This is a genomic window from Micromonospora rubida (assembly GCF_009908295.1).
Classification (GTDB): Bacteria; Actinomycetota; Actinomycetes; order Mycobacteriales; family Micromonosporaceae; genus Micromonospora; species Micromonospora rubida.
Genome location: NZ_JAAALO010000014.1, coordinates 77,387 through 98,082, shown reverse-complemented (window position 1 = coordinate 98,082; position 20,696 = coordinate 77,387). Strand labels below are relative to the sequence as shown.

The 20,696-nt window shown below is 73.5% G+C and carries 19 protein-coding genes and 1 pseudogene; 6 read left to right on the top strand and 14 right to left on the bottom strand.

Going from position 1 to position 20,696, the window contains the following annotated elements:
* Nucleotides 1–109 precede the first annotated feature (109 nt).
* The 3 genes and pseudogenes from GVV04_RS30280 to GVV04_RS30270 all read left to right on the top strand — a co-directional run bounded on the left by GVV04_RS30280 (nucleotide 110) and on the right by GVV04_RS30270 (nucleotide 2,464).
* A complete protein-coding gene (locus GVV04_RS30280) occupies nucleotides 110–454 on the top strand; it encodes a YybH family protein (RefSeq protein WP_201754408.1) in 345 nt (114 codons plus the stop codon).
* 169 nt (nucleotides 455–623) lie between these two features.
* Nucleotides 624–1,118 (top strand): annotated as a pseudogene (locus tag GVV04_RS30275) (CatB-related O-acetyltransferase); the annotation flags it as partial.
* A gap of 170 nt (nucleotides 1,119–1,288) precedes the next feature.
* Nucleotides 1,289–2,464, top strand: a complete 1,176-nt coding sequence (locus GVV04_RS30270; RefSeq protein WP_161692425.1) for a macrolide family glycosyltransferase — start codon at nucleotides 1,289–1,291, stop codon at nucleotides 2,462–2,464.
* 47 nt (nucleotides 2,465–2,511) lie between these two features.
* Here the strand turns inward: GVV04_RS30270 and GVV04_RS30265 are convergent, their stop codons facing one another.
* The 5 genes from GVV04_RS30265 to GVV04_RS30245 all read right to left on the bottom strand — a co-directional run bounded on the left by GVV04_RS30265 (nucleotide 2,512) and on the right by GVV04_RS30245 (nucleotide 6,710).
* Nucleotides 2,512–2,979: a DnaJ family domain-containing protein gene (locus GVV04_RS30265; protein WP_161692424.1), complete on the bottom strand. Its 468-nt coding sequence runs from the start codon at nucleotides 2,977–2,979 to the stop codon at nucleotides 2,512–2,514.
* A gap of 189 nt (nucleotides 2,980–3,168) precedes the next feature.
* Nucleotides 3,169–3,744 carry a GNAT family N-acetyltransferase gene (locus GVV04_RS30260; RefSeq protein ID WP_161692423.1) on the bottom strand — a complete coding sequence of 192 codons (576 nt, stop codon included), beginning with the start codon at nucleotides 3,742–3,744 and terminating at the stop codon, nucleotides 3,169–3,171.
* 124 nt (nucleotides 3,745–3,868) lie between these two features.
* Nucleotides 3,869–4,693 (bottom strand): SDR family NAD(P)-dependent oxidoreductase, encoded by an 825-nt coding sequence (locus GVV04_RS30255; protein ID WP_161692422.1) that lies wholly within the window; start codon nucleotides 4,691–4,693, stop codon nucleotides 3,869–3,871.
* Nucleotides 4,690–6,006, bottom strand: coding sequence for a flavin-containing monooxygenase (locus GVV04_RS30250; protein ID WP_161692421.1), 1,317 nt, complete (start codon nucleotides 6,004–6,006; stop codon nucleotides 4,690–4,692). The genes GVV04_RS30255 and GVV04_RS30250 overlap by 4 nt, the downstream gene beginning before the upstream one ends.
* 62 nt (nucleotides 6,007–6,068) lie before the next feature.
* Nucleotides 6,069–6,710, bottom strand: coding sequence for a TetR family transcriptional regulator (locus GVV04_RS30245; protein WP_161692456.1), 642 nt, complete (start codon nucleotides 6,708–6,710; stop codon nucleotides 6,069–6,071).
* Nucleotides 6,711–6,785: 75 nt separating this feature from the next.
* Here GVV04_RS30245 and GVV04_RS30240 point away from each other — a divergent pair, with 75 nt between their 5' ends.
* Together GVV04_RS30240 and GVV04_RS30235 are read left to right on the top strand one after the other, a co-directional pair.
* Complete coding sequence (locus tag GVV04_RS30240) at nucleotides 6,786–8,135, top strand: MFS transporter (RefSeq protein WP_161692420.1); 1,350 nt, start codon at nucleotides 6,786–6,788, stop codon at nucleotides 8,133–8,135.
* A 37-nt stretch (nucleotides 8,136–8,172) separates the two neighbouring features.
* Nucleotides 8,173–9,315 carry a hypothetical protein gene (locus GVV04_RS30235; protein WP_161692419.1) on the top strand — a complete coding sequence of 381 codons (1,143 nt, stop codon included), beginning with the start codon at nucleotides 8,173–8,175 and terminating at the stop codon, nucleotides 9,313–9,315.
* Between the two features lie 15 nt (nucleotides 9,316–9,330).
* Here the strand turns inward: GVV04_RS30235 and GVV04_RS30230 are convergent, their stop codons facing one another.
* On the bottom strand, nucleotides 9,331–10,812 hold the full coding sequence (locus GVV04_RS30230) for a peptide MFS transporter (protein WP_161692418.1): 1,482 nt from the start codon (nucleotides 10,810–10,812) through the stop codon (nucleotides 9,331–9,333).
* 246 nt (nucleotides 10,813–11,058) lie between these two features.
* Here GVV04_RS30230 and GVV04_RS30225 point away from each other — a divergent pair, with 246 nt between their 5' ends.
* Nucleotides 11,059–11,400, top strand: a complete 342-nt coding sequence (locus tag GVV04_RS30225; RefSeq protein ID WP_007460094.1) for an RNA polymerase-binding protein RbpA — start codon at nucleotides 11,059–11,061, stop codon at nucleotides 11,398–11,400.
* An 86-nt stretch (nucleotides 11,401–11,486) separates the two neighbouring features.
* On the opposite strand, the gene GVV04_RS30220 is transcribed toward GVV04_RS30225, so the two are convergent.
* The 8 genes from GVV04_RS30220 to GVV04_RS30185 form a co-directional block, all read right to left on the bottom strand.
* On the bottom strand, nucleotides 11,487–12,029 hold the full coding sequence (locus GVV04_RS30220) for an FxsA family protein (protein WP_161692417.1): 543 nt from the start codon (nucleotides 12,027–12,029) through the stop codon (nucleotides 11,487–11,489).
* 54 nt (nucleotides 12,030–12,083) lie between these two features.
* Nucleotides 12,084–12,890, bottom strand: coding sequence for a polyprenol monophosphomannose synthase (locus tag GVV04_RS30215; RefSeq protein ID WP_328822652.1), 807 nt, complete (start codon nucleotides 12,888–12,890; stop codon nucleotides 12,084–12,086).
* 40 nt (nucleotides 12,891–12,930) lie between these two features.
* Nucleotides 12,931–14,637 (bottom strand): apolipoprotein N-acyltransferase, encoded by a 1,707-nt coding sequence (gene lnt, locus GVV04_RS30210; protein ID WP_407938861.1) that lies wholly within the window; start codon nucleotides 14,635–14,637, stop codon nucleotides 12,931–12,933.
* Nucleotides 14,638–14,998: 361 nt separating this feature from the next.
* Nucleotides 14,999–16,336 carry a glutamate mutase L gene (locus GVV04_RS30205; RefSeq protein WP_161692416.1) on the bottom strand — a complete coding sequence of 446 codons (1,338 nt, stop codon included), beginning with the start codon at nucleotides 16,334–16,336 and terminating at the stop codon, nucleotides 14,999–15,001.
* Nucleotides 16,333–16,725 (bottom strand): 3-aminobutyryl-CoA ammonia lyase, encoded by a 393-nt coding sequence (gene kal, locus GVV04_RS30200; RefSeq protein WP_161692415.1) that lies wholly within the window; start codon nucleotides 16,723–16,725, stop codon nucleotides 16,333–16,335. The genes GVV04_RS30205 and kal overlap by 4 nt, the downstream gene beginning before the upstream one ends.
* Nucleotides 16,722–17,474 carry a lysine 5,6-aminomutase subunit beta gene (kamE, locus tag GVV04_RS30195; RefSeq protein ID WP_161692414.1) on the bottom strand — a complete coding sequence of 251 codons (753 nt, stop codon included), beginning with the start codon at nucleotides 17,472–17,474 and terminating at the stop codon, nucleotides 16,722–16,724. The genes kal and kamE overlap by 4 nt, the downstream gene beginning before the upstream one ends.
* Entirely contained in the window at nucleotides 17,471–19,030 is a 1,560-nt protein-coding gene (gene kamD / locus GVV04_RS30190) for a lysine 5,6-aminomutase subunit alpha (RefSeq protein ID WP_161692453.1), read from the bottom strand. Before kamD ends, kamE begins: the two co-directional genes overlap by 4 nt.
* A 74-nt stretch (nucleotides 19,031–19,104) precedes the next feature.
* The gene (locus tag GVV04_RS30185; RefSeq protein ID WP_161692413.1) at nucleotides 19,105–20,691 is read right to left on the bottom strand and encodes an amidohydrolase; all 1,587 of its coding nucleotides are present in this window, start codon (nucleotides 20,689–20,691) and stop codon (nucleotides 19,105–19,107) included.
* Nucleotides 20,692–20,696: the final 5 nt, after the last annotated feature.

Below are 20,696 nucleotides of genomic sequence, written 5' to 3'. Positions count from 1 at the left end.
TCTAGCTCCCAGCAGATCTAGCTGTTGGACTTCTGCATCGTAGGCGACCACGCTGGGACGCGCTGAAGCCCACACCAGGAGGAAAGCCATGCCGGAACACGAGAAGGCGCTGCGGCCCGAAGACATCTCCCGCCTGTTCGTCGAACGATCCAACGCCGGTGACGCGGCCGGAGTCGCCGCGCTCTACGAGGAGGACGCGGTGCTGGCGTACCCGCCCGGCGGCCAGACGGTGGGCCGAGAGGCGATCCGCGCGCTGTGGGAGAAGGTGCTGGCCAACCGTCCCCGCTTCGAGCCGGAACCACCGCTGCCGACGCTGATCAGCGGCGACATCGCCCTCACCTCGACCGTGGCGAAGGACGGGGCCGGCGCCCGCGCGCAGGTCGCCCGGCGCCAGCCCGACGGAAGCTGGCTACGCATGCTCGACCAGCCCGAGTTCGCCCCGCCCGCCCGCTGAACCACCCGCCAGAGCCGCCCCCGGCGAGGACGAGCGTCCGCCCGCCCCGCAAACCGGCGCTGCGCTGACGTCCTCAGTTTCCTCGTGGACGCGGCGGGCCGCGCTGTCCTGACCACCACCGGATGCGGGGGCACCGGGAACGGCGACTGCGGCGCAGTACCGTGATCATGAGACGCGCAACGTGCTCTACCACTACGGGCCGGAGAAGCTCGTCATCGGCAGGTTCTGCGCACTGGGCGCGGGAGTGCGGTTCATCATGAACGGCGCCAACCACCGCATGGACGGCCCGTCGACCTTCCCCTTCCCCACCATGGGCGGCTCGTGGTCCGAACACTTCGACCTGCTCGCCGGCCTGCCGAATCGTGGCGACACCGTCGTCGGCAACGACGTCTGGCTCGGCTACGACGCGATGGTGCTGCCCGGCGTACGGATCGGACACGGCGCGATCGTCGGCTCCGGCGCCGTGGTCACCGCGGACGTGCCCGACTACGGGATCGTCGGCGGCAACCCGGCCCGTCTCATCCGCACCCGCTACCCGGACCAGGACGTCGCCCGGCTGCTGGCGGTGGCCTGGTGGGACTGGCCTGCCGAGCACATCACCGCGCACGTGCGGACCATCATGTCGGGCGGCATCGCCGAACTCGAAGCCGTCGCCCCGGGATAGAGTCCGGGCATGTACTTCCAGCAGATCTACGGCTGACACGGACGGGGCGCCGCCCCGCTTCCGTCCCGCACACCCGTGCGCCTGCCCATGACGGGCTCTCCGCTCAAAGCGGTTGGCGCACCGGCCTGCCATGTCCCTTTCGCCGTAGACCTGAAAATTGGTGATCCTGCATGTCTCGTCGCCGCGCCCACATCGCGATGGTCGGCATCCCCGCCGTCAGTCACGTCCTGCCAAGCCTTGAGGTCATCCGTGAGCTGGTGGCCCGCGGCCACCGGGTGACCTACGCCAACGACCCGGCGGTGGCCGACCTGATCGCCGCCACCGGCGCTGAACTCGTCCCCTGCGCCTCCACGCTGCCCGTCGGCGACAACGACTGGCCCGAGGACCCCATCGCCGCGATGGGGCTCTTCCTCGACGACGCCATCCAGGCCCTCCCGCAGTTGCGCGCCGCCTACGACCGCGACCGTGCGGACCTCTACCTCTACGACATCGGCGCCTATGCCGCACGCGCCCTCGCCGAGACGCAGCACCGGCCCGTCATGCAACTGTCCCCGACCTTCGTGGCCTGGAAAGGCTACGAGCAGGACGTCGCGGCGCACCTGTGGCAACTGCCGGGCGCCGACGCGTACCGGGCGAAGTTCGCGCGGTGGCTGGCAGCGTGCGGGGCGTCCACCACGGACGTGGACGACTTCTCCGGCCGTCCCGCGCGGGCCCTGGCCCTGATCCCCCGGGCGATGCAGCCGCACGCCGACCAGGTCGACACCGATGTGGTGACGTTCGTCGGCCGCTGTCTCGGCGCGAGTGGGGGCAGGGACGCCTGGGCCCGTCCCGCCGATGCCGAGAACGTGCTCCTGATCTCCCTCGGCTCGGCGTACACCCGCCAACCGGAGTTCTACCGCCAGTGCCTGGCCGCCTACGGCAACCTGCCCGGGTGGCACGTGGTGCTCCAGATCGGCAGGCACACCGACCCTCGGGAACTCGGCGACATCCCGCCCAACGTCGAGGTCCACTCCTGGGTACCTCAGTTGGTGGTGTTGGAACAGGCCGACGCGTTTGTCACCCATGCGGGAATGGGCGGCAGCAGTGAAGGGCTGCTCACCGGTGTTCCGATGATCGCTGTTCCGCAGGCCGCCGAACAGTTCAGCAACGCCGACCGGCTCGTCGAGCTGGGTGTGGCCCGCCGCATCGACACCTCGGACGCCACCGCCGCGGCGCTGCGGACCGCCCTGGGTGAACTCGTCGCCGACGCGGAGGTCGGCCGCCGCCGGGCGCTGCTGCGTGCCGACGCGCGAGCCGAGGGGGGCACCGCGCGAGCCGCCGACCTCATCGAGGACGCCCTGGGCTGACCGCCGCCCGCCCGGACCGGGGTGGTGGACAACGAGCACCGCCCCGGTCAGGCGCGGCGGCCCCAGGGCCGCCACCAGCCTCGACGGCTTCGCGGCGGCTGCGGTGCGGGGCCGGTCTCCGCCCGGGACCGGTCCCGGGCGGCACGCCACTGCCGGACCGCCTCGTCGGCGTTGGCGGGCCGGACGACGACCCGCGGCCCGGTCGGGTTGCGCAACCAGGCGAGGACCTGCGCGTTGAGGTCGCCCACGTACGCGCGCACGGCCTGCTCGGTGGGCAGGTCCCGAACCTCGTCGGGGATCCGCTCGATCCGGCGGCGCAGTTGCAACGGGGTGGGCAGCAGCAGGTCGGTGGGTAGCGCCTCGCGCTCCAGGAAACTCTTGATCCACCACGACTCGTCGTAGGGGGTGTTTCGTCCGGGGAGCGGCTTGCCCATGCCGGGCAGGTTGTCGAACTCCCCGCGCGCCTGGGCGGTGCGGATCTGCGCCTCGGCCGCCGCTTCCCACCTGTCGGTCACCGTCGCCACCTCCCCTGACCACCGTAACCTCTGCCGTCTGGGGCAGCGTCGCGTCGCCGCCGGTCATTCCCGGGTTGGCCTGGGCGACGGCCGGCAGGTGCGTCGGCGGCTCGGTCGACCGGCTGCCTCTTGCGGGATCGGGGGAAGGTCACACCGCGTGTCCCGTTGCCCGCGTCGGTGCTGCGGAGGTCAGGCCTGGGCGCGGTGTGGGGCCGGCGGTGCCCCGCGGACGTGCCGGTGCCCGTCACGGGGGAACGGCGCGCGGGCCGGCAGGACCTCCTGGAACAGGTAGCCGGTCTTTTCCGCCACCCGACACGAGGCCAGGTTGTCGACCTGGTGCAGCAGTTCCAGCCGGGCCAGCCCGGTCGCGGCGAACCGGGTGAACGCCCAGCCGGTGACCGCTTCCACCGCCCGGGGCGCGATGCCACGCCCACGCGCCCAGGCTGCCGTCCAGTAGCCCACCTCGGCGTGTTCGCGGCCGGGCAGGACCTCCTTGAGCACCACCGTGGCGACGAGCCGGTCCGCGGCGGCGGGTCGGGGCTCCAGCACCGCGAAGCTGAACCGGCTGCCGGCGGCCCAGCCCTGCCGGCTGCGGGTCACCCACCGCCGGGCCCCGTTGGCGTCGTCGATGGGGCGGCGCACCCAGCGGCGCAGCTCCGGGTCGCGGTAGACCTCGATCAGCTCGGCGATGTCCGCGTCGCACCATGGGCGGAGCAGCAACTCGGGGCGGTGGGGGGTCGCGGGGGCCCGCAGCAGGACCGGCATCCCCGTAGTGTGGCCCATCACGTGGGCCGGGTGCTGCCCCGTCGGGCCGCCCACGGTGTTGCTGGCGCACGGGCTCGACGCGCCGTCGAGCCCGGCCCTCACCTGACCCGGACCGCCGCGCCGGTCAGCCGGTGGTGTCGCGGTGGCGGCGGACGAGGCCCTCGGCCAGCGGCGCGCCATCGAGGTCACCGGCGGCGACCCGGCCGGCGACGGTGCGCCGCACGAGGCGGTCGGCGAACGCGGGCGCGTGCCGGGCCAGGGCCAGCTCGAGGCGTCCCCGGGCGGTGGTGGAAACGTCGCGGGGGGCGCGGCGGGCGGTGGCGGCGCGCAGGATCGCCGCGACGACGCCCTCGACGGATTCCAGCCGGGACACCCCCCGCAGGGACAGGCCGGCGCGGGAGGTGCTGTCGTGGATCGGTGAGGCGACCATGCTGGGGTAGACGACGCTGACCCCGACGTGGGTGCCGACCTCCAGCCGCAGCGCGTCGGCGTACGCGACGAGGGCGCGCTTGCTGACCCCGTACGCGGCCGCGAGGGGCAGCGGCAGGACCGCCATCCGGCTCGCCACGAAGATGACCCGGCCGCGGGCGTCGACGAGGGCGGGCAGGGCGGCGGCGGTGGTCCGCCACGCGGCGAGCAGGTTCACCTCGATCTGCTGGCGCACGGTGTCGTCGGGTGCCAGTTCGGCGGGGGCGGGTCCGCCGACGCCGGCGTTGTTGACGAGCAGGTCGAGACCACCGAGCCGGTTGACGGCGGCGCGCACGGCCGCGGTCGTGGTGTCCGGGTCGGTCAGGTCGACGCCGAGCACCGGCACTCCGGCGGCGGTGCCGGGGTACAGGTCGAGGCCGACGACGCGGGCGCCGGCGGTGGCCAGGGACGCGCACAACTCGCGTCCGAAGGTGCCCCGGGCGCCGGTGACGACGACCCGGCGGCCGGTCAGGGCGCTCATCGGGTCGCCCGGGCGCGGCGGGCGCCGGCGGCCAGTTCCCGGCGCAGGTCGGCCAGGTACGCGTCGAAGTCGACCCGCATCGCCGGTCGGCGCTGCCCCCACCGGGCGGTGGCGGCGGCCATCTCGGCCCGGCAGACGGCGCGCCGCCGGTCCGCGTCGGGCAGGGCGTACCGGCCGGTCAGCTGCGCGGCGACGAGTCGGGCCTGCGCCTCGACCAGGGGGAACGCGGCTCCGGTGGACTGCATGAGCCCGACGAACGCCAGGCCGGGGGCGTCGAGGTGGAACACGTGCCGGTACAGCGGGAGGGTGTCGGGGCCGGTGCCGAGCAGCGCCGGGTCGAGGAAGTCCACGGCGACCCGGTAGCCGGTGCACCACACGACGAGGTCGACCTCGTCGATACGGCCGTCGGTGAACTCGACCCGGTCACCGTGGAACGCGGCGATGCCGGGGCGGCCCTCGACGGCGCCGTGGGTGAGCCGGGACAGCAGCGTGTCGGAGAGGGTGGGATGGTCCTGGAGGAAGCCGTGGGTGGGGGCGGGCAGTCCGTAGCGGGGCGGTGGGCCCACGGTGGCGGCGAGCATGGCCTGGCTGATCCGCTGGCGCAGCCGCCAGGGCAGCCGGCGCGCGAGGGCCCCGTTGAGGGTGTCCGACGGGCGGCCGAGCAGGTACTTGGGCACCACCCACACCCCGCGGCGCAGGGACAGCAGGGTGCGCCGGGCGGTGTGGGAGGCGTCCACGGCGATGTCCATCGCGGAGTTGCCGCCGCCGACGACCAGGACCCGCCGGTCGGTGAGCTGCTCGGGGCCCCGGTAGTCGTGGCTGTGTAGCTGTTCGGCGGCGCAGTCGCCCGGGTAGCCGGGCGCGGGTGGGCGGGGCACCCGGTTGTGGCCGTTGGCGATGACGACCGCCTCCACGTCGACCTCGACGGGGCCGTGCGGGCCGGTGGCCCGTACGGCCCAGCGGCCGTCGGCGCCGGGGGCGACGCGGGTGACGGTGTGCCGCAGCGCGACGGCGTCGAGCAGCCCGAAGCGTCGCGCGTAGTCGTGCAGGTAGCCGGCGACCCGGGTGTGGTCGGGGTAGTCGGGCCAGTGCGCCGGCATGGGGTGGTCGGCGAACTGGGTGCGGGTCCTGCTGGTGTTCAGGTGCAGGGTGCGGTAGGCGGGCGAGTCGGGGGCCCCGTACACCCACAGGCCGCCGACGGTGTCGGCGGACTCGTAGGCCACGGCGGTGATGCCGGCGTCGGTCAGCGCCTTGAGGGTGGCCAGGCCGGCGGCGCCGGCGCCGACGACCGCGACCCGTGGCGGTGCCCCCATGCGATCCCCCTCGACAGTTAATCCAACGCTTGCCGGATAATGCGCGGATCGGGGCCCGGTCGTCAAGCCGGCGGGCCGTACAGGGCGTCGAGCAGGCGGCTCAGGAACGCCCGGAACTCCCGCCGCTCCCGCGCCGGTGACCCCCCGGGGGTGGCCAGCGCCACCACGTGCGCGTGCACCGCCCACACCAGGCTGCGCACCGTGACGTGCGGGGTCGGCTCGACCAGCGCCCCGCCGGCCGCGGCTGCGGCCAGCAGCTCCTCCACCAGGTCGTACAGGGGGGTGGCGTAACGCTGGTCCAGCTCGGCGTGCCGGTCCGGCTCCAGCCAGCGGCGCAGCCACAGCGCGGTGGTCTCCGGCCGGTCCTCCAGGAAGTCGACGAACTCGTCGAGCAGGTCGTGCAGGGCGCGCAGCGCCTGCTGCGGCCCCGCGTCGACGGCTTCGCGGGCGCGCGCCGCCCCGGCCTGCAGCACCGCCCGCTCGGCGGCGAACACCCGGGCGAAGCAGGCGTCGTAGAGCTGTGCCTTCGTACCCGTGTGGTGGGAGACCGTGGCCACGTCGACGCCGGCGGCCGCGGCGACCTCCCGCAACCCGACGGCGTCGACGCCGCGGGCGGCGAACAGCGCGGTGGCGGCGGTGAGCACCACCTCGCGGGTGTCGCGGGTCTCGGAACGCCGGGGCCGACCCGGTCGCCGTCGGGGCATGGTCACGGCCGCCATTGTCCCCCTACAATCCAGCAACCGTTGGATTGGGGGCGGCGTGCCGGAGGGACCAGACCTATGACCGGGCTCGACACCCGCGACCGCGCACCGGGCACCCGCCTGCCGCGCGGGCCGCTGCTCGGCTTCGCCACCGGCTCGCTCGGCATGGGCGTCTGGGTCACCGTACCCGGGCTGCTGCTGCTGTATTTCCTCACCGACGTCCTCGCCGTGCCGCCGTGGCTGGCCGGCCTGACGCTGCTGGCGCCGAAGGCCGCCGACGTGCTGCTGCACCCGTGGGTGGGGCACCGCTGCGACGTGCAGCAGGCCCGCCGCGGCGACCGGCGGCCCCTGCTCCTGGTCGGCTGCCTGCTGCCGGTGGCGTTCGCCGCGCTGTTCGCCGTCCCCGGCGGGCTCACCGGCGCGCCGGCGGCGGGCTGGGTGGCGGTGTGCTTCGTCGCCGGGAACCTGCTCTTCGCCGCCTACCAGGTGCCCTACCTGGCCACCCCGGCGGACCTGCGAATCGGCTACCACGAGCGGACCCGGCTGATGGCGTTCCGGATGGTGGTGCTCACCGCCGGGATCCTGGTCGCCGGCCTGCTGGCGCCGCTGCTGACCGGCGGGGACACCGCGACGCGGGCCGGCTACCAACGGATGGGGCTGCTGCTGGGCGCGGGCACCCTCGCGGCGATGCTGGTCGGGGTGGCGGGCATCGGCCGGCTGCGCCGGGCCGCCGGGGCCTCGGGCGACGGCCACGCCCCGGGCGGGTGGCGGGCGCTGGTCGCGGCGCTGCGCGACAAGCAGTTCCGCTGGCTGGTCACCGCATACCTGGCGATGTCGACCACCACGCACCTGGTGCTCGCCGGGGTGCCCTACTACGCCGAGTACGAGCTGGGCCGGCCCGCGCTGACCACCGTGCTGGTCGCGGCGTTCGTCGCCCCGGCGCTGCTGGTCACCCCCGGCTGGCTGGCGGTGGCCCGGCGGGTCGGCAAGCAGCGGGCGCTGCTGGCCGCGCAGGGCGCGTTCGCCGCCGGGTCGCTGGTGCTCGCCGTGGGCCGACCGGCGGGCCTGCCGGCGCTGGTCGCGGCGGTGGCGGTGCTCGGAGTGTCGTTCGCCGGGATGCAGCTGCTGCCGTTCGCGATGGTGCCCGACGTCATCCGCGCCGCGCACGCCACCGGCGCGGGCACCTACACCGGGGTGTGGACGGCCACCGAGGCCACCGGCGCGGCGCTGGGCCCGTACGCGTACGCGCTGTGCCTGGCCGCCGGCGGGTTCGTCGCCTCGGCCGGCGGGCAGGCCGTGGCCCAGCCCGGCGCGGCGCTGACCGCGATCCGGTACGGGTTCGGGCTGCTGCCGGCCGTGCTGATGCTCGCCGCGGTGCTGGCGCAGCGCCGCTACGCCCTCGACGGCGCGGCCCGCGCCGCCGGCTGACCCGCCCGCCGGGCGGCGTGGCTAGACTTCCGCCTCGATGGACGCCCAGCCCTCCCCCACCGAGACCCGTCCCTGCGCGCACTGCGGCCGGGACGTGCCGCAGCGGGCCGGCGCGGGCCGCCCGTTCCGCTACTGCCGGGACAACGACGGCACCTGCCAGCGGGCCTCACGCAACAACCGGATGCGGCACCGCAACGCCCCGGGCCTGCCCGGACAGGTCGCCCGCACCTGGGAGGCCGTGGACCGGCTCGACCAGGTGGTGCAGACCCTCACCGAGGCGCTGCACGCCGAGCTGTCCCCGGCCGGGGTGGAGCGGCAGCTGGCGCAGCTACGCGCCGAGACCACCGCCGAACTGGCCCAGGCGCACACCGAACGCGACGAGGCCCGCCGCGACGCCGAGGACGCGGCGGCGGGCGCCGCCCGGGCCCGTCAGGAAGCCCGGACGGCCAAGGCCGAGGCCGACGCCGCCCGCGAGCGCACCGAACGGGCCGAGGCCGACGCGGCCCGGGGCCGGGAGCGGGCCGACGCCGCCGAGGCGGCCCGGGACTCCGCGCGCCGCGACAACGGGGCGGCGCAGGCGCTGCGGGTACAGGCCGAACGGGACCGCGACGCCGCCCGGCACGAGCTGCGAACGGTCACCGGCGAACGCGACGACGAACGGCGGCGGGCCGCCGACCTGACCGCCGAACGGGACACCGCCGCCGCCGACGCGCGCCGCGCCGCCGACGCGGCGGACGAGGCACGGCGGCGGGCCGGGCAGGCCGACGCCGACGCCGAGCGGGCCCACGCGGAAGGCCGCCGGGCAGCCGAGCGGGCAGACGCCGCCCGCGCCGAGGCCACGCAGGCCCGCGAGCACGCCGACCGGCTGCGCGGCGAGGCGCAGGACGCGCGGCGGGACGCCGAGGCCGGACAGGCTGCGGCGCAGGCCGCCAGGGAGGAGGCGGCGGCGCTGTCGGCGCGGCTCGCCGAGGCCGGCGCCGCCCGCGACGCCGTCGCCGCCCAGTTGGCCGCGGCCCGGGAGGCGACGGTTGCCGCACAGGGTCGCGTCGGTGAGCTGGAGGCCCGCCTCGGCGCGGCCGACGCCGACCGGGATGCCGCGCAGCGGCGCTCGGCGCAGCTCGTCGACCAGGTCAGCGACCTGGCCGCGGCGCTGGCCCGGCTGGGCGCCGCCCCACGCTGACGTGTCCCTGACCTTTCAGTGGATGCCGGCCATCAGCCGGCGGATCTGCCGGGCGAACATCACCGCGCCGAGGCCGAGCAGCACCGACGCCGCACCGAAGACGAGAAAGTACGTCGGCTCCGGCCACGCCTCGGCGAGCCGGGCCACCTGGCCGCCGATGGCGTCACCGACGGCGGTGGCCAGGAACCACAGGCCCATCATCTGACTGGCGTACTTCACCGGGGCGAGTTTCGTGGTGGCGGACAGGCCGACCGGGCTCAGCGACAACTCCCCGGCGACCTGGATGGCGAAGACCGCCACCAGCCACCACGGGGAGACCAGGTCACCGCCGACGGCGGCCTGCGCGGCGGCGGCCATCAGCACGAACGACAGACCGTTGAGCACCAGGCCGACGGCGAACTTCACCGGGGTGGAGACCCGGTGGCCCAACCGCAGCCACAGCCACGCGAACAGGGGCGCCCCGATGATGATCAGGATCGGGTTGACCGACTGGAGCCAGGACGCGGGGAAGGTGAACCCGAACACGTCCCGGTCGGTGCGGTCGGCGGCGAAGATGTTCAGCACCGACCCGGCCTGGTCGTAGATGAGCCAGAACGAGGCGGCGAACACGAACAGCCACACGTACGCCTTCATCCGGCTGCGTTCGGTGCCGCTGAGTTCCCGGTCGGTGAGGATCCGCGTGAAGTACCCAACGGTGACCAGCACGGTGGTGGCGGTGAGCAGGTTGACCATGGTGTCGACGGTGAACAGCCCGGCGGCGGCCAGGGCCGCCAGGAGCACCGCCACCACGCCGGCGGCCACCCCACCGCGGGTCAGCGCACGGCGGCGGTCGGCGCCGAGCAGCGGGTCGGCGGGCCGGGCGCCCGCGTCGCCGAGGTGCCGCCCGCCGATCACGTACTGGATCACCCCGAAGGTCATGCCGACGGCGGCGACGGCGAACCCCAGGTGCCAGTTGATCCGCTCGCCGAGGAAACCGGTGATCAGCGGGGCGACGAAGCCGCCCAGGTTGATGCCCATGTAGAACAGGGAGAACCCGGCGTCGCGGCGCGGGGAGTCCCGGTCGTACAGGTCGCCGACCATGGTGGAGATGTTGGGTTTGAGCAGCCCGGTGCCGACGACGATCAGCGCCATGCCGGCGAAGACGCTCCAGCCCACCGGGATCGCCATCACATAGTGGCCGCAGGCGATGATCACGCCGCCCCACAGCACGCTGCGGCGGGCGCCGAGGAGCCGGTCGGCGACCCACCCACCGGGCAGCGCCATCAGGTACACCATCGCGTTGTACGCGCCGTACACGGCGACGGCGGTGGACTGGCGCAGGCCGCCGCCGTCGTCGGCGACCGCCGCGGTCAGGTACAGCACCAGGATCGCCCGCATGCCGTAGAAGCTGAACCGTTCCCACATCTCGGTGAGGAACAGGGTGGCCAGGGCTCGGGGGTGGCCGAAGAAGGTCCGGCCGGCGGGCGGTCGGCGGGCGACCGGCGCGTCACTGGACATCGACACCTCCGCACGGCTGGGGTTCGGTAACATCCCCGTAAACCGCCGAAACACTCCCACCGACTCGACCCGGCCGGGGCGACCCCGCCGGGCGCATTTCCTGTCCGGCTACCCTTGCGGGGCGACGGCCGTGCCGCGCCCCACGGGGCGGGCGGGTTCCGGCCCGCCAGGGCGGGCGGGGAATGGCCCGGCCGGCACGGACCGTTACACGAGAAGACCAGCACCACGAGCGAGGGGAAGTCGATCATGGGCGAGCGTATGCTGCGCGGAAGCCGTCTGGGCGCGGTCAGCTACGAATCCGACCGCAACACGGAGCTCGCGCCGCGTCAGACCCGCGAGTACCTCTGCGCCAAGGGACACCAGTTCGAGGTGCCGTTCGCCGTCGACGCGGAGGTCCCCACCACCTGGGAATGCAAGTTCGACGGCAGCGTCGCCCGGCTGGTCGACGGCAACGAGCCGGAGCAGAAGAAGGCCAAGCCGCCGCGCACCCACTGGGACATGCTGCTGGAGCGCCGCTCCATCGCCGAGTTGGAGGACATCCTCGCCGAGCGGCTGCAGGAGGTCCGCACCCGCCGCGGCCGCGCCTGAGCACCAGCCCGAACAACGCGAATGCCCCCGGGAGTGACCTCCCGGGGGCATTCGCGTATGTCCCGCCCAAAGTCGGGCTTCCCGCGTCAACGGCCGGGTTCGACGATCTCCCCCTCGATGGCCCGGCCACCGTCGACCACCGTCGGCTCGACCGGGCCGGCAGGCGACTGGTCGGACGAGGTCGGCTGGGCGGGCTGGGCGGCGCTACGGCGCACCCGCACCACCCGCGGCCCGAACAGGTCACCGGCCACCATCGACGACACCCGCCGCTCCGTGGCCCGCCGCACCCCGGCCCGGGTCAGCCGCCGCACCGGCGGCACCAACAGCAACGCCCCCACCACACCACTGACCAGGCCCGGCACCGCCAGCAGCAACGCCCCCAACAGCCCCACCAGCCCGTCGGTGACCTGCGGGCCCGGCGGCTGACCCGCCTGCGCCGCCGCCCGGAAACCCCGCCACGCCCGCATGCCCTCACGCCGCAACAGCACCAGCCCCAACAGCGACGCCGCGAACACCAGCAGCACCGCCGCCCCGAACCCGACCAGCCGGCCGACGCCGACGAACACCGCCAGCTCCGCCACCACCGCCAGCACCGCCACCACCGGCACGAATTTCAGTCCTCGGCGCATCTCACCCCATCGGCCGTTCCGACATCCCGCCGTTCAAGCATGACACGCCGCCGGTCACGGCCACCGAGCCTGACCGGCGCGGGTGCCGCGCACCCCACGCCGCCACGCCGCCCGCCGGTCCTGCACCGCCCACACGCTGATCCGCCACAACGCCTCCGCGACAATCAGCGGGCTCATCTTGCTCGCCCCCCGCTCCCGCTCGGCGAACGTGATCGGCACCTCCACGATCCGCGCCCCCGACCGGTGCGCCAGCCGCGACAACTCCACCTGGAACGAGTAGCCCTGCGAGCACACCGACCCCAGGTCCACCGCCTCCAACGCCGCCAACCGGTACACCCGGTACCCGCCGGTCGCATCGGCCACCGGCATCCCCAACGCCACCCGCGCATACAGGTTCCCGCAGCGCGACAGCAGCAGCCGCCGCAGCGGCCAGTCCACCACCCTCGCGCCCCGGCACCAGCGGGAACCGATCACCACATCGGCATCCCCGGCGGCAGCCAACAGCCGCGGCAGGTCCTCCGGGGCATGAGAACCGTCGGCGTCCATCTCCACCACCGCGTCGTAGCCGCGCTCCCGGGCCCACCCGAACCCCGCCAGGTAGGCAGCGCCAAGGCCCTCCTTACCCGGCCGGTGCAGCACCCGTACCCGAGCGTCGGTGGCGGCGAGCGCGTCAGCGATCGCCCCCGTACCGTCGGGGCTGTTGTCGTCGGCGATCAACACGTCCACGTCCGGAGCCGCGGCGCGGACCCGCGCCACGATCGGGGACACGTTGTCGGCCTCGTTGTAGGTGGGGATGACCACCAACACCCGCCCCAACCCCGGCCGCCGCACCTGCGGCCGCACACCCACCGCTCCGCTCACCGTTCCTCCGCCCCCGCCGACGCGACGCCGACGTTGTCCGCTACCGGGCGACGGCCGACCGTCGGCGACGCCACACCGCACCGGCCAGGGCGGCCACCGCCACGGCCGTCAGCGCCGCCTCCGGCCACACCCCGACCCGGGTGGCCAGGGTGCGCCCGTCACCGAGACGCAACTGGCGCAGCACCACGGCGCGGGTGTTGAACCCGGTGGCGTCGGATACCCGCCCATCCGGGGTGACGAACCCGGACACCCCGACCGTGGAAGCCATCAACGACGCGCGGCCGTGCTCCACCGCCCGCAGCCGCACCATCGCCAACTGCTGGCGGGCCTCCGCGACGTCGAACGTGGCGTTGTTGGTCTGCACCACCAGCAGCTGCGCCCCACCGGTGACGGTGTCGCGGACCAGCCCGTCGTAGGCCACCTCGAAGCAGATCACGTCACCCAGGACCACCGGACCGGCGTCGACCACCCCCGCGCGGTCACCGGGCACCATGTCGCTGCGGACCCGGTCGACCTCCTTGCTGACCATCCGCGCCACGTCCCGCAGCGGCACATACTCGGCGAACGGCACCGGATGCCGCTTCGTGTACATCTGCTCCAGGTCCGGGCCGCTGCCCGGCCGCCACAGGATCCCCGCGTTGCGGCTCTGCCCCTCACCGGGGCCCACCAGCACCGCCCCCACCAGGATCGGCGCCCGCACCGCGTCGGCGGCCGCACTGATCCGCTGCCCCGCCGCCGCGCTGCGCAGCGGGTCGACGTCGCTGGCGTTCTCCGGCCACACCACCAGGTCCGGCTGCGCCCGCCGCCCCGCCGCGACCTCCGCCGCCAGGTCGAGGGTGGCCTGCACGTGGTTGTCCAACACCGCCTGCCGCTGCGCGTTGAAGTCCAGGCCCAGCCGAGGCACATTGCCCTGCACCACCGCCACGGTGACCGTGCCGCCGCCCCCGGCGACCCCCACCGGCACCAGCAGCCCCACCGCCAACACCCCGGCCGCGCCCACCGCCGCAGCCACCGCCGCCCACCGGGACCGCGCCGCCCCGCCCCGCCAGGGCCGCCACAACGCCGCCACCAGCAGACCACCGGCCACGGCGACGGCGAACGTCACCAGCGGCGCCCCACCCACCGCCGCCAGCCGCAGCGCCGGGGACTCGTCCTGGCTGAACGCCAACCGGCCCCACGGGAACCCCCCGAACGGGGCCCGCGACCGCAGCGCCTCCTGCGCCACCCACAGCACCCCGGTCAGCGCCGGCCACGACCACCGCCACCGGTCCACCAACGGCGACACATACGCCGCGGCCCCACCCAACAACCCCACATACCCGGCCTGCAACAGCGACAACAACAGCCACGGCAGGTAACCCGTGTGCAGGTTCGTCCACGACAGCAGCGGGCCGAACAACGCCACGCCCGCCACGAAACCCAACCCCACACCGGCGCGCACCCGACGCCGATGCACCGCCGCACCCAGCAACGCCACCCCCACCGGCGCGGCCGGCCACCACCCGTACGGGGGGAACGCCACCAGCATCGCCAACCCGGCGGCCACCGCCAACGGCACCGACACCCGCAGCGGCAACGGCCCCCCGGGACCGGCCTGCACCCCGGCCGCGGGACCCGACGGGCTCTGCGCGACGACCGTCACCGGCACCTCACCTGCGATCACACCGCCGAAGGCTACCCGCCCCACCGCCGCTCCAGGCGGGGCACCGCCCACCCCGGGGCGGAAACGAAAATCGGGGCGCGGCAGCTGCCGCGCCCCGATGCTCCCAGGCCCTTCCCGGCCGGTGGGGCGAGGTCAGGCACGCCGACCTTCGGACCGACCCGACGGAAGACTGGCTGCCCCCGCCCGGCCGTTGTCTACTGGCCGTGCACCTCACCCTGCCCGTACACCGGTAACCGCGGCCGGTTCGCGCCGCCCCGCCGACCCCCGCCCGCTGGACCTGGCCGCCGCGACCCGAAGGTCACTCGGCCAGCGGACGAAGGGACGAAGCGAACAACAGCCGCTTCCCGTAGTAGGACTCAAAGACGGTACGTGCTGCACCCCACGCCCTGTCAACCCACCACCGGCCTGTCGTGCCGTTCACCACGGCGTGTCGCGTCGGCGTGTCTCAATCCGCCCCGAAGTGCCGGCGCAGCAACGCCCCCGCCGCCACCGGATGGTCCCCCGCCAACAGCCCACCCGCGGCCAGCACATAGTCGACGTCCACCACCGGCCGGGCATCCCGCGGCACCGGCCACCCACCCGCGTGATCACCCAACACCGCACCCAACACCACCGCCGACACCGCCGGCGTGACGTGACGCAGTACACCCCCCGACCCCACCAGCAGCCGCACGTCCCGCAGATCCCGCCCCCCACGCTCCCCCGTCGCCCCACCCCGCGCATGCCGCCGCACCGCCACCGTCGCCGCCAACGCCGCGAACCGCGCATCCACCCCCCGCTCCGCGTCACCCCCCGGCAGGAACCCCGGATCCGCCGCCCGCACCTGCGCCGCCACCGCCAACCCGGCCTCCTCGCCGCCGCCGACCAGCCGCTCCTCCACCGCCGCCCGCACCACCCCCGGGGCGCTCCACCGCACCCCCAGATCGCCCTCCACCGTGCGGGCCCGCCACAGCGTCCCCGCCACCTCCCGACCCGGACCGTCGGCCCGCTCATCCGGCGTCAACACCGAATACACGTCCGTGGTCGCCCCACCCACGTCCACCACCACCAGATCACCACCGACCGCGTCGGCGAGGACCTCCACCCCCGTCAGCACCGCGTCCGGGGTGGCCGCCCGCACCAACCGGGAAAACCGCGGCCCCCGCGACAACCCCTTCCCACCGATGACGTGCCGCAGGAACACCTCCCGGATCGCCGCCCGCGCCGACGCCGGCGCCAGCACCCCGATCCGCGGCAACACATTGTCCGCCACCGTCACCGGCACCCCGGCCGCCACCAGCAGCGCACCCAACCCGTCACGCACGTCGACGTTGCCGGCCAACACCACCGGCACCCGCCACCGCGCCCGCGCCAGACGGGTCGCGTTGTGCGTCAACACCTCCGCGTCACCGCCGTCGGTGCCCCCCACCAGCAACACCACATCCGGGCGGGCCGCCCGCAACGCCGCCAACCCCGCCGCACCCAACCGGCCGGCGGCCACATGCACCACGTTCGCCCCCGCCGACAACCCCACCCGCCGACCCGCCTGCGCCGTCACCAGCGGCTCGTAGCCGACCACCGCCAGCCGCAACCCACCACCGGCCGACGAACACACATACCAGGGCGCGTCACCCACCGCGACACCCACCGACGCCGCCGCGACCGCCGCGTCCAGGCCACGCAGCACATCACTGCCCACCGTCGTCGGCGCCGACCCCGCCGCCACCAACCGACCCGAGTCCAGGTCCACCACCGCGGCCTTCGTGTACGTCGACCCGACGTCGGCGCAGACCGCGACCCTCACACCGACGCCGGCACGACCACCGTGCCCGTCGCCGTGACCGCCACCACCGGCGGATCCAGAACCTCCGCCGCCGACTCCGACCGGTCCGGACGACCCCGACACACCACCCGCGCCTCGAAGTCGATCGTGCGACTACGCGTCCCCACCCGGACCACCGTCGCCGTCACCTCCAACACGTCCCCCGCCCGCATCGGCGCCCGGAACTGCACATCCGAATACGACGCGAACAACCCCTCATCACCATCAGTACGGATACACACCTCCGTCGCCACATCACCGAACAACCCCAACGCGTACGCCCCGTCCACCAGGCTCCCCGCGTAATGGGCATGCGAATACGGCACATACCGCCGGTGGGTCACCGTCAGACCGACCCGGGAATCACTCATGCCTTCGCCTTCTTACTCGTCACCAACGCGTGCACCAGATAGGAAGCCACCTCACCCGGCGTGGTCCCCCGCCCGAAAATCCGATCAACGCCCAACTCGCCCGTCATCGACTCGTCGAACCGCGGCCCACCCACGATCAACAACGGACGCCGGCCCGCCGGCATCGCCTCCCGGAACGCCGCCGACATCTCCCGCGTGTTGTGCAGATGCGCATCCCGCTGCGTCACCACCTGCGACACCAACACCGCGTCGGCCCGCTCCACCCGCGCCGCCTCCACCAACTCCGGCACACTCACCTGAGCCCCCAGGTTCGACACCTTCAACTCCCGGTAGTACTCCAGGCCCTTCTCCCCGGCGATGCCCTTCACATTCAAAATCGCGTCGATACCCACCGTGTGCGCGTCCGTGCCGATACACGCCCCCACCACCGACAACTTCCGCCGCAACCGCTGCTTCACCAGCGCGTTGACCTCCTTGGCCGACAGCAGCGGAAAGTCCCGCTCCACCACCCGCACCGCAGCCAGATCCACCAGATGGTTCACCCGCCCATACACCACGAAAAACGTGAACCCGTCACTCATCGGCTTCGCGTGCACCAGCATCGCCGGATCGATGCCCATCCTGTTCGCCAACTGCACCGCCGCGCCCTCGGCCCGCTTGTCATGCGGCACCGGCAACGTGAACGACACCTGCACCATCCCGTCGCCGGTGGTGTCCCCGTACGGCCGGACGACCTGCTTCTCCGTCATGCCGACTGCTCCAGGATCTCCGTCGCCGGGTTGTAGTAGTCACCCTCGTGCGCCGCCACCCCCGACAGCCCCTTACCCCGGTCCGCCGGCCGCTTCATGATCCCGAACGTGCCCTCGGCGATCGCCGTCAACAACGACTGCTCACCGATACGCTCCAACAGATCCAACGCCTCGCCCAACACCCGATTCGCCCGCTGCTGAATGAACCCACCCGGCGCCGGCACGAAATCCTCGTGCAACCCACCCGCCGCACCCAGCACATACCGCACGTTCTGCAACGCGATGTCCCGATCCGACAACCACGGCGTCACCACCGCCTCCGTCATCATCCCCACCAACAGGATCCCCTGCCCCGTCATCGTCCCCACCAGGTTGAAGAACCCGTCGAGCAGATTCCCCCGGAACACATCCCCCGTCATGTGCTTCGTCGGCGGCATCCACTTCAACGGCGCATCCGGGAACAACTCCCGCGCCAACAACGCATGCGCCAACTCCAGGCGGAACGACTCCGGCACATCCGGGTTGATCTCGAACGCGTGCCCCAACCCCAACTGCCAGTCCGCCAACCCCGCCTCATGCGCGAAGTACTCGTTCAACAACTGCGACACCGTCACCGTGTGCGCCTCGTCCACCGCATCCGCAGTGGTCAGATAGTTGTCCTCACCCGTATTGATGATGATCCCCGCCCGCGCGTGCACCTGCCGCGAGAACCGCTGGTCCACGAACGTCCGCACCGGATTGATGTCACGGAACAAAATCCCGTACATCGAATCGTTGAGCATCATGTCCAGACGCTCCAACCCCGCCAGGGTCGCCATCTCCGGCATACACAACCCCGACGCGTAATTCGTCAACCGCACATACCGACCCAACTCCCGCGACGACTCATCCAGAGCCGCCCGCATCAACCGGAAGTTCTCCTGCGTCGCATACGTCCCCGCGAACCCCTCCCGCGTCGCACCCTCCGGCACATAATCCAACAACGACTGCCCCGTCGAGCGGATCACCGCAATCACATCCGCACCCGCCCGCGCCGCCGCCTGCGCCTGCGGAATGTCCTCGTAGATATCACCCGTCGCCACGATCAGATAAATCCACGGCCGCTGCACCGGATCCCCGAACCGCTTCACCAATCGATCCCGCTCGACCCGCCGCCGGTCGATCTGCCGCACCCCCGCAGCCACCGCCCGCCGCGCCGCCCGCCGCGCCGCCGTAGCCGACTTCCCCTCCGGCACGACGAACCGCACCGACCCCGCCGCAGCCTTCTGCGCCAACAACGTCACATCGGTGCTCTGCTCCCGCACCAGGGCGTCGAACACCGGCAACGCCACCCCATGACCCAACCCCACATCAGCGACAACCGCATCCACCAGACGATTCACCCACGGAATACCGTCCGGATCCGCCCCCGTCACCCCCGCCAACCGCAGCACCGCCCGCTCCACCGACACCGTCGTATGGCTACGCGCCATATCCACCACCGGCCGCCCCGCACGACGCGCCAACTCCCGCGCCCGCGCCACCAGCACCGGATCCAGGCCCAGCTTCCCCACCACACCGCCCCCCAATACGCTCGGCGACGACGCGACACGCGCCCGCACCCCATCGATGGATCGCTCGCTACGCTCGCTCACGCAGACCCTTCCTCATAGATCACCTCGCCACGCAGCACCGTGCGCCGACACACCGGCAACGGCGTCACATCCTCCGCACCCCGCGCCTCCGGATCCGACGCCTGCAACACCGGCAGACCCCGATCCACCCCCGCCGGCGTCGCCCACACCGCGAACGTCGCCGCCGCCCCCAACGCCAACACACCCTCACCATCACGGTGCACCGCCCGCCACCCACCCCGGGTATGAGCCGCGAACGCCGCCCGCACACTCATCCGCTGCACCGGATTGTGATGCGCCACCGCCGCCCGCACCGACCCCCACGGATCCAACGGCGTCACCGGCGAATCCGACCCGAACGCCAACGCCACCCCGACCGAATGCATCGCACCCACCGGATTCGACTCCAACGACCGCCCCAACCCCAACCGCGACTCATACATCCGACCCGCCCCACCCCACAACCGGTCGAACGCCGGCTGCACACTCGCCACCACCCCGAACTCCACGAACCCCGCGATCAACCGCCTACTCATGATCTCCGCATGCTCCACCCGGTGCCGCGCCGCCCGCACCCGGTCCACACCCAACCGCTCCGCCGCCCCCGCGAACCCCTCCAACACCGTCGAAACCGCCGCATCCCCGATCGCGTGGAACCCGCCCTGCATCCCATGCGCCGCACAGTCCAACAAATGATCACGCACCTGCCCCGCGCTCACATACCCGTGCCCACACCCCCCCGGCTCACCATCCAGGTACGCCCCCGACACATGCGCCGTCCGCGACCCCAACGCCCCATCCGCGAACAGATCCCCACCCGCACCCACCGCACCCAACTCCCGCGCCCGCGCCGCACCACCCAACTCACCCCAGTACCCGTACACCTCCGGCAACCCCGCACCCGACAACGCCAACAACCCCGTGAAGTCCTCCTCGCCGGAAATCTCCGGCCCACCACACTCGTGCACCGCCGCGATCCCCAACGACGCCGCCCGCGCCAACGCCACCCGCTGCGCCGCCACCCGCTGCGCCCGACTCACCGACGCCAACGCCGCCGCCCGCACCACATGGTGCGCATCACGCCGCAACCACCCCGACGCGTCGAACCCCGACGCCCCCGCCGCCTCCGGACACGCCACCAACATCGCCTCCGACACCAACGCCGAATGAATCGACGCCTGCGACAGATACACCCGCCGCCCACCAGCAGCCCGCCCCAACCCGGCCGCACCAGGCAGCGTCTTGTCCACCCAACCCGACTCGTCCCAGCCGTGCCCCAACACCACCGCATCCACCGGCAGACCCGCCGCGAACCCGGCCACCGCCTCCAACAACCCACCCGCCGACCGCACCCCCGACAGGTCCAGCCCCGACAACACCAACCCCGTGTCCGTGGCATGCACGTGCGCGTCCACGAACGCCGGCGTCACCAACGCCCCGCCCAGATCCACCACCCGATCCGCCGCCGGCGCGTCCGCGTCGACCCCCAACCAGGCGATCCGCCCATCCCGCACCAGCAACGCCGTGGCACCCGGATCCGCCGGACAATGCAGCACGCCACCGCGGTACAACGTCACCGGGCGCGTCGTCGAGGGGTTCGTCATGGCTC

Excerpts from the sequence above, each read along its gene's own strand:
- GVV04_RS30250 (WP_161692421.1), bottom strand. The coding sequence starts at position 6,006 with ATGGGGGCACCGCCACGGGTCGCGGTCGTCGGCGCCGGCGCCGCCGGC.
- GVV04_RS30240 (WP_161692420.1), top strand. The coding sequence starts at position 6,786 with ATGACCGGGCTCGACACCCGCGACCGCGCACCGGGCACCCGCCTGCCG.
- GVV04_RS30245 (WP_161692456.1), bottom strand. The coding sequence starts at position 6,710 with ATGCCCCGACGGCGACCGGGTCGGCCCCGGCGTTCCGAGACCCGCGAC.
- GVV04_RS30270 (WP_161692425.1), top strand. The coding sequence starts at position 1,289 with ATGTCTCGTCGCCGCGCCCACATCGCGATGGTCGGCATCCCCGCCGTC.
- GVV04_RS30260 (WP_161692423.1), bottom strand. The coding sequence starts at position 3,744 with ATGCCGGTCCTGCTGCGGGCCCCCGCGACCCCCCACCGCCCCGAGTTG.
- kal (WP_161692415.1), bottom strand. The coding sequence starts at position 16,725 with ATGAGTGATTCCCGGGTCGGTCTGACGGTGACCCACCGGCGGTATGTG.
- GVV04_RS30185 (WP_161692413.1), bottom strand. The coding sequence starts at position 20,691 with ATGACGAACCCCTCGACGACGCGCCCGGTGACGTTGTACCGCGGTGGC.
- GVV04_RS30220 (WP_161692417.1), bottom strand. The coding sequence starts at position 12,029 with ATGCGCCGAGGACTGAAATTCGTGCCGGTGGTGGCGGTGCTGGCGGTG.
- GVV04_RS30225 (WP_007460094.1), top strand. The coding sequence starts at position 11,059 with ATGGGCGAGCGTATGCTGCGCGGAAGCCGTCTGGGCGCGGTCAGCTAC.
- GVV04_RS30235 (WP_161692419.1), top strand. The coding sequence starts at position 8,173 with ATGGACGCCCAGCCCTCCCCCACCGAGACCCGTCCCTGCGCGCACTGC.
- GVV04_RS30255 (WP_161692422.1), bottom strand. The coding sequence starts at position 4,693 with ATGAGCGCCCTGACCGGCCGCCGGGTCGTCGTCACCGGCGCCCGGGGC.
- GVV04_RS30230 (WP_161692418.1), bottom strand. The coding sequence starts at position 10,812 with ATGTCCAGTGACGCGCCGGTCGCCCGCCGACCGCCCGCCGGCCGGACC.
- kamE (WP_161692414.1), bottom strand. The coding sequence starts at position 17,474 with ATGACGGAGAAGCAGGTCGTCCGGCCGTACGGGGACACCACCGGCGAC.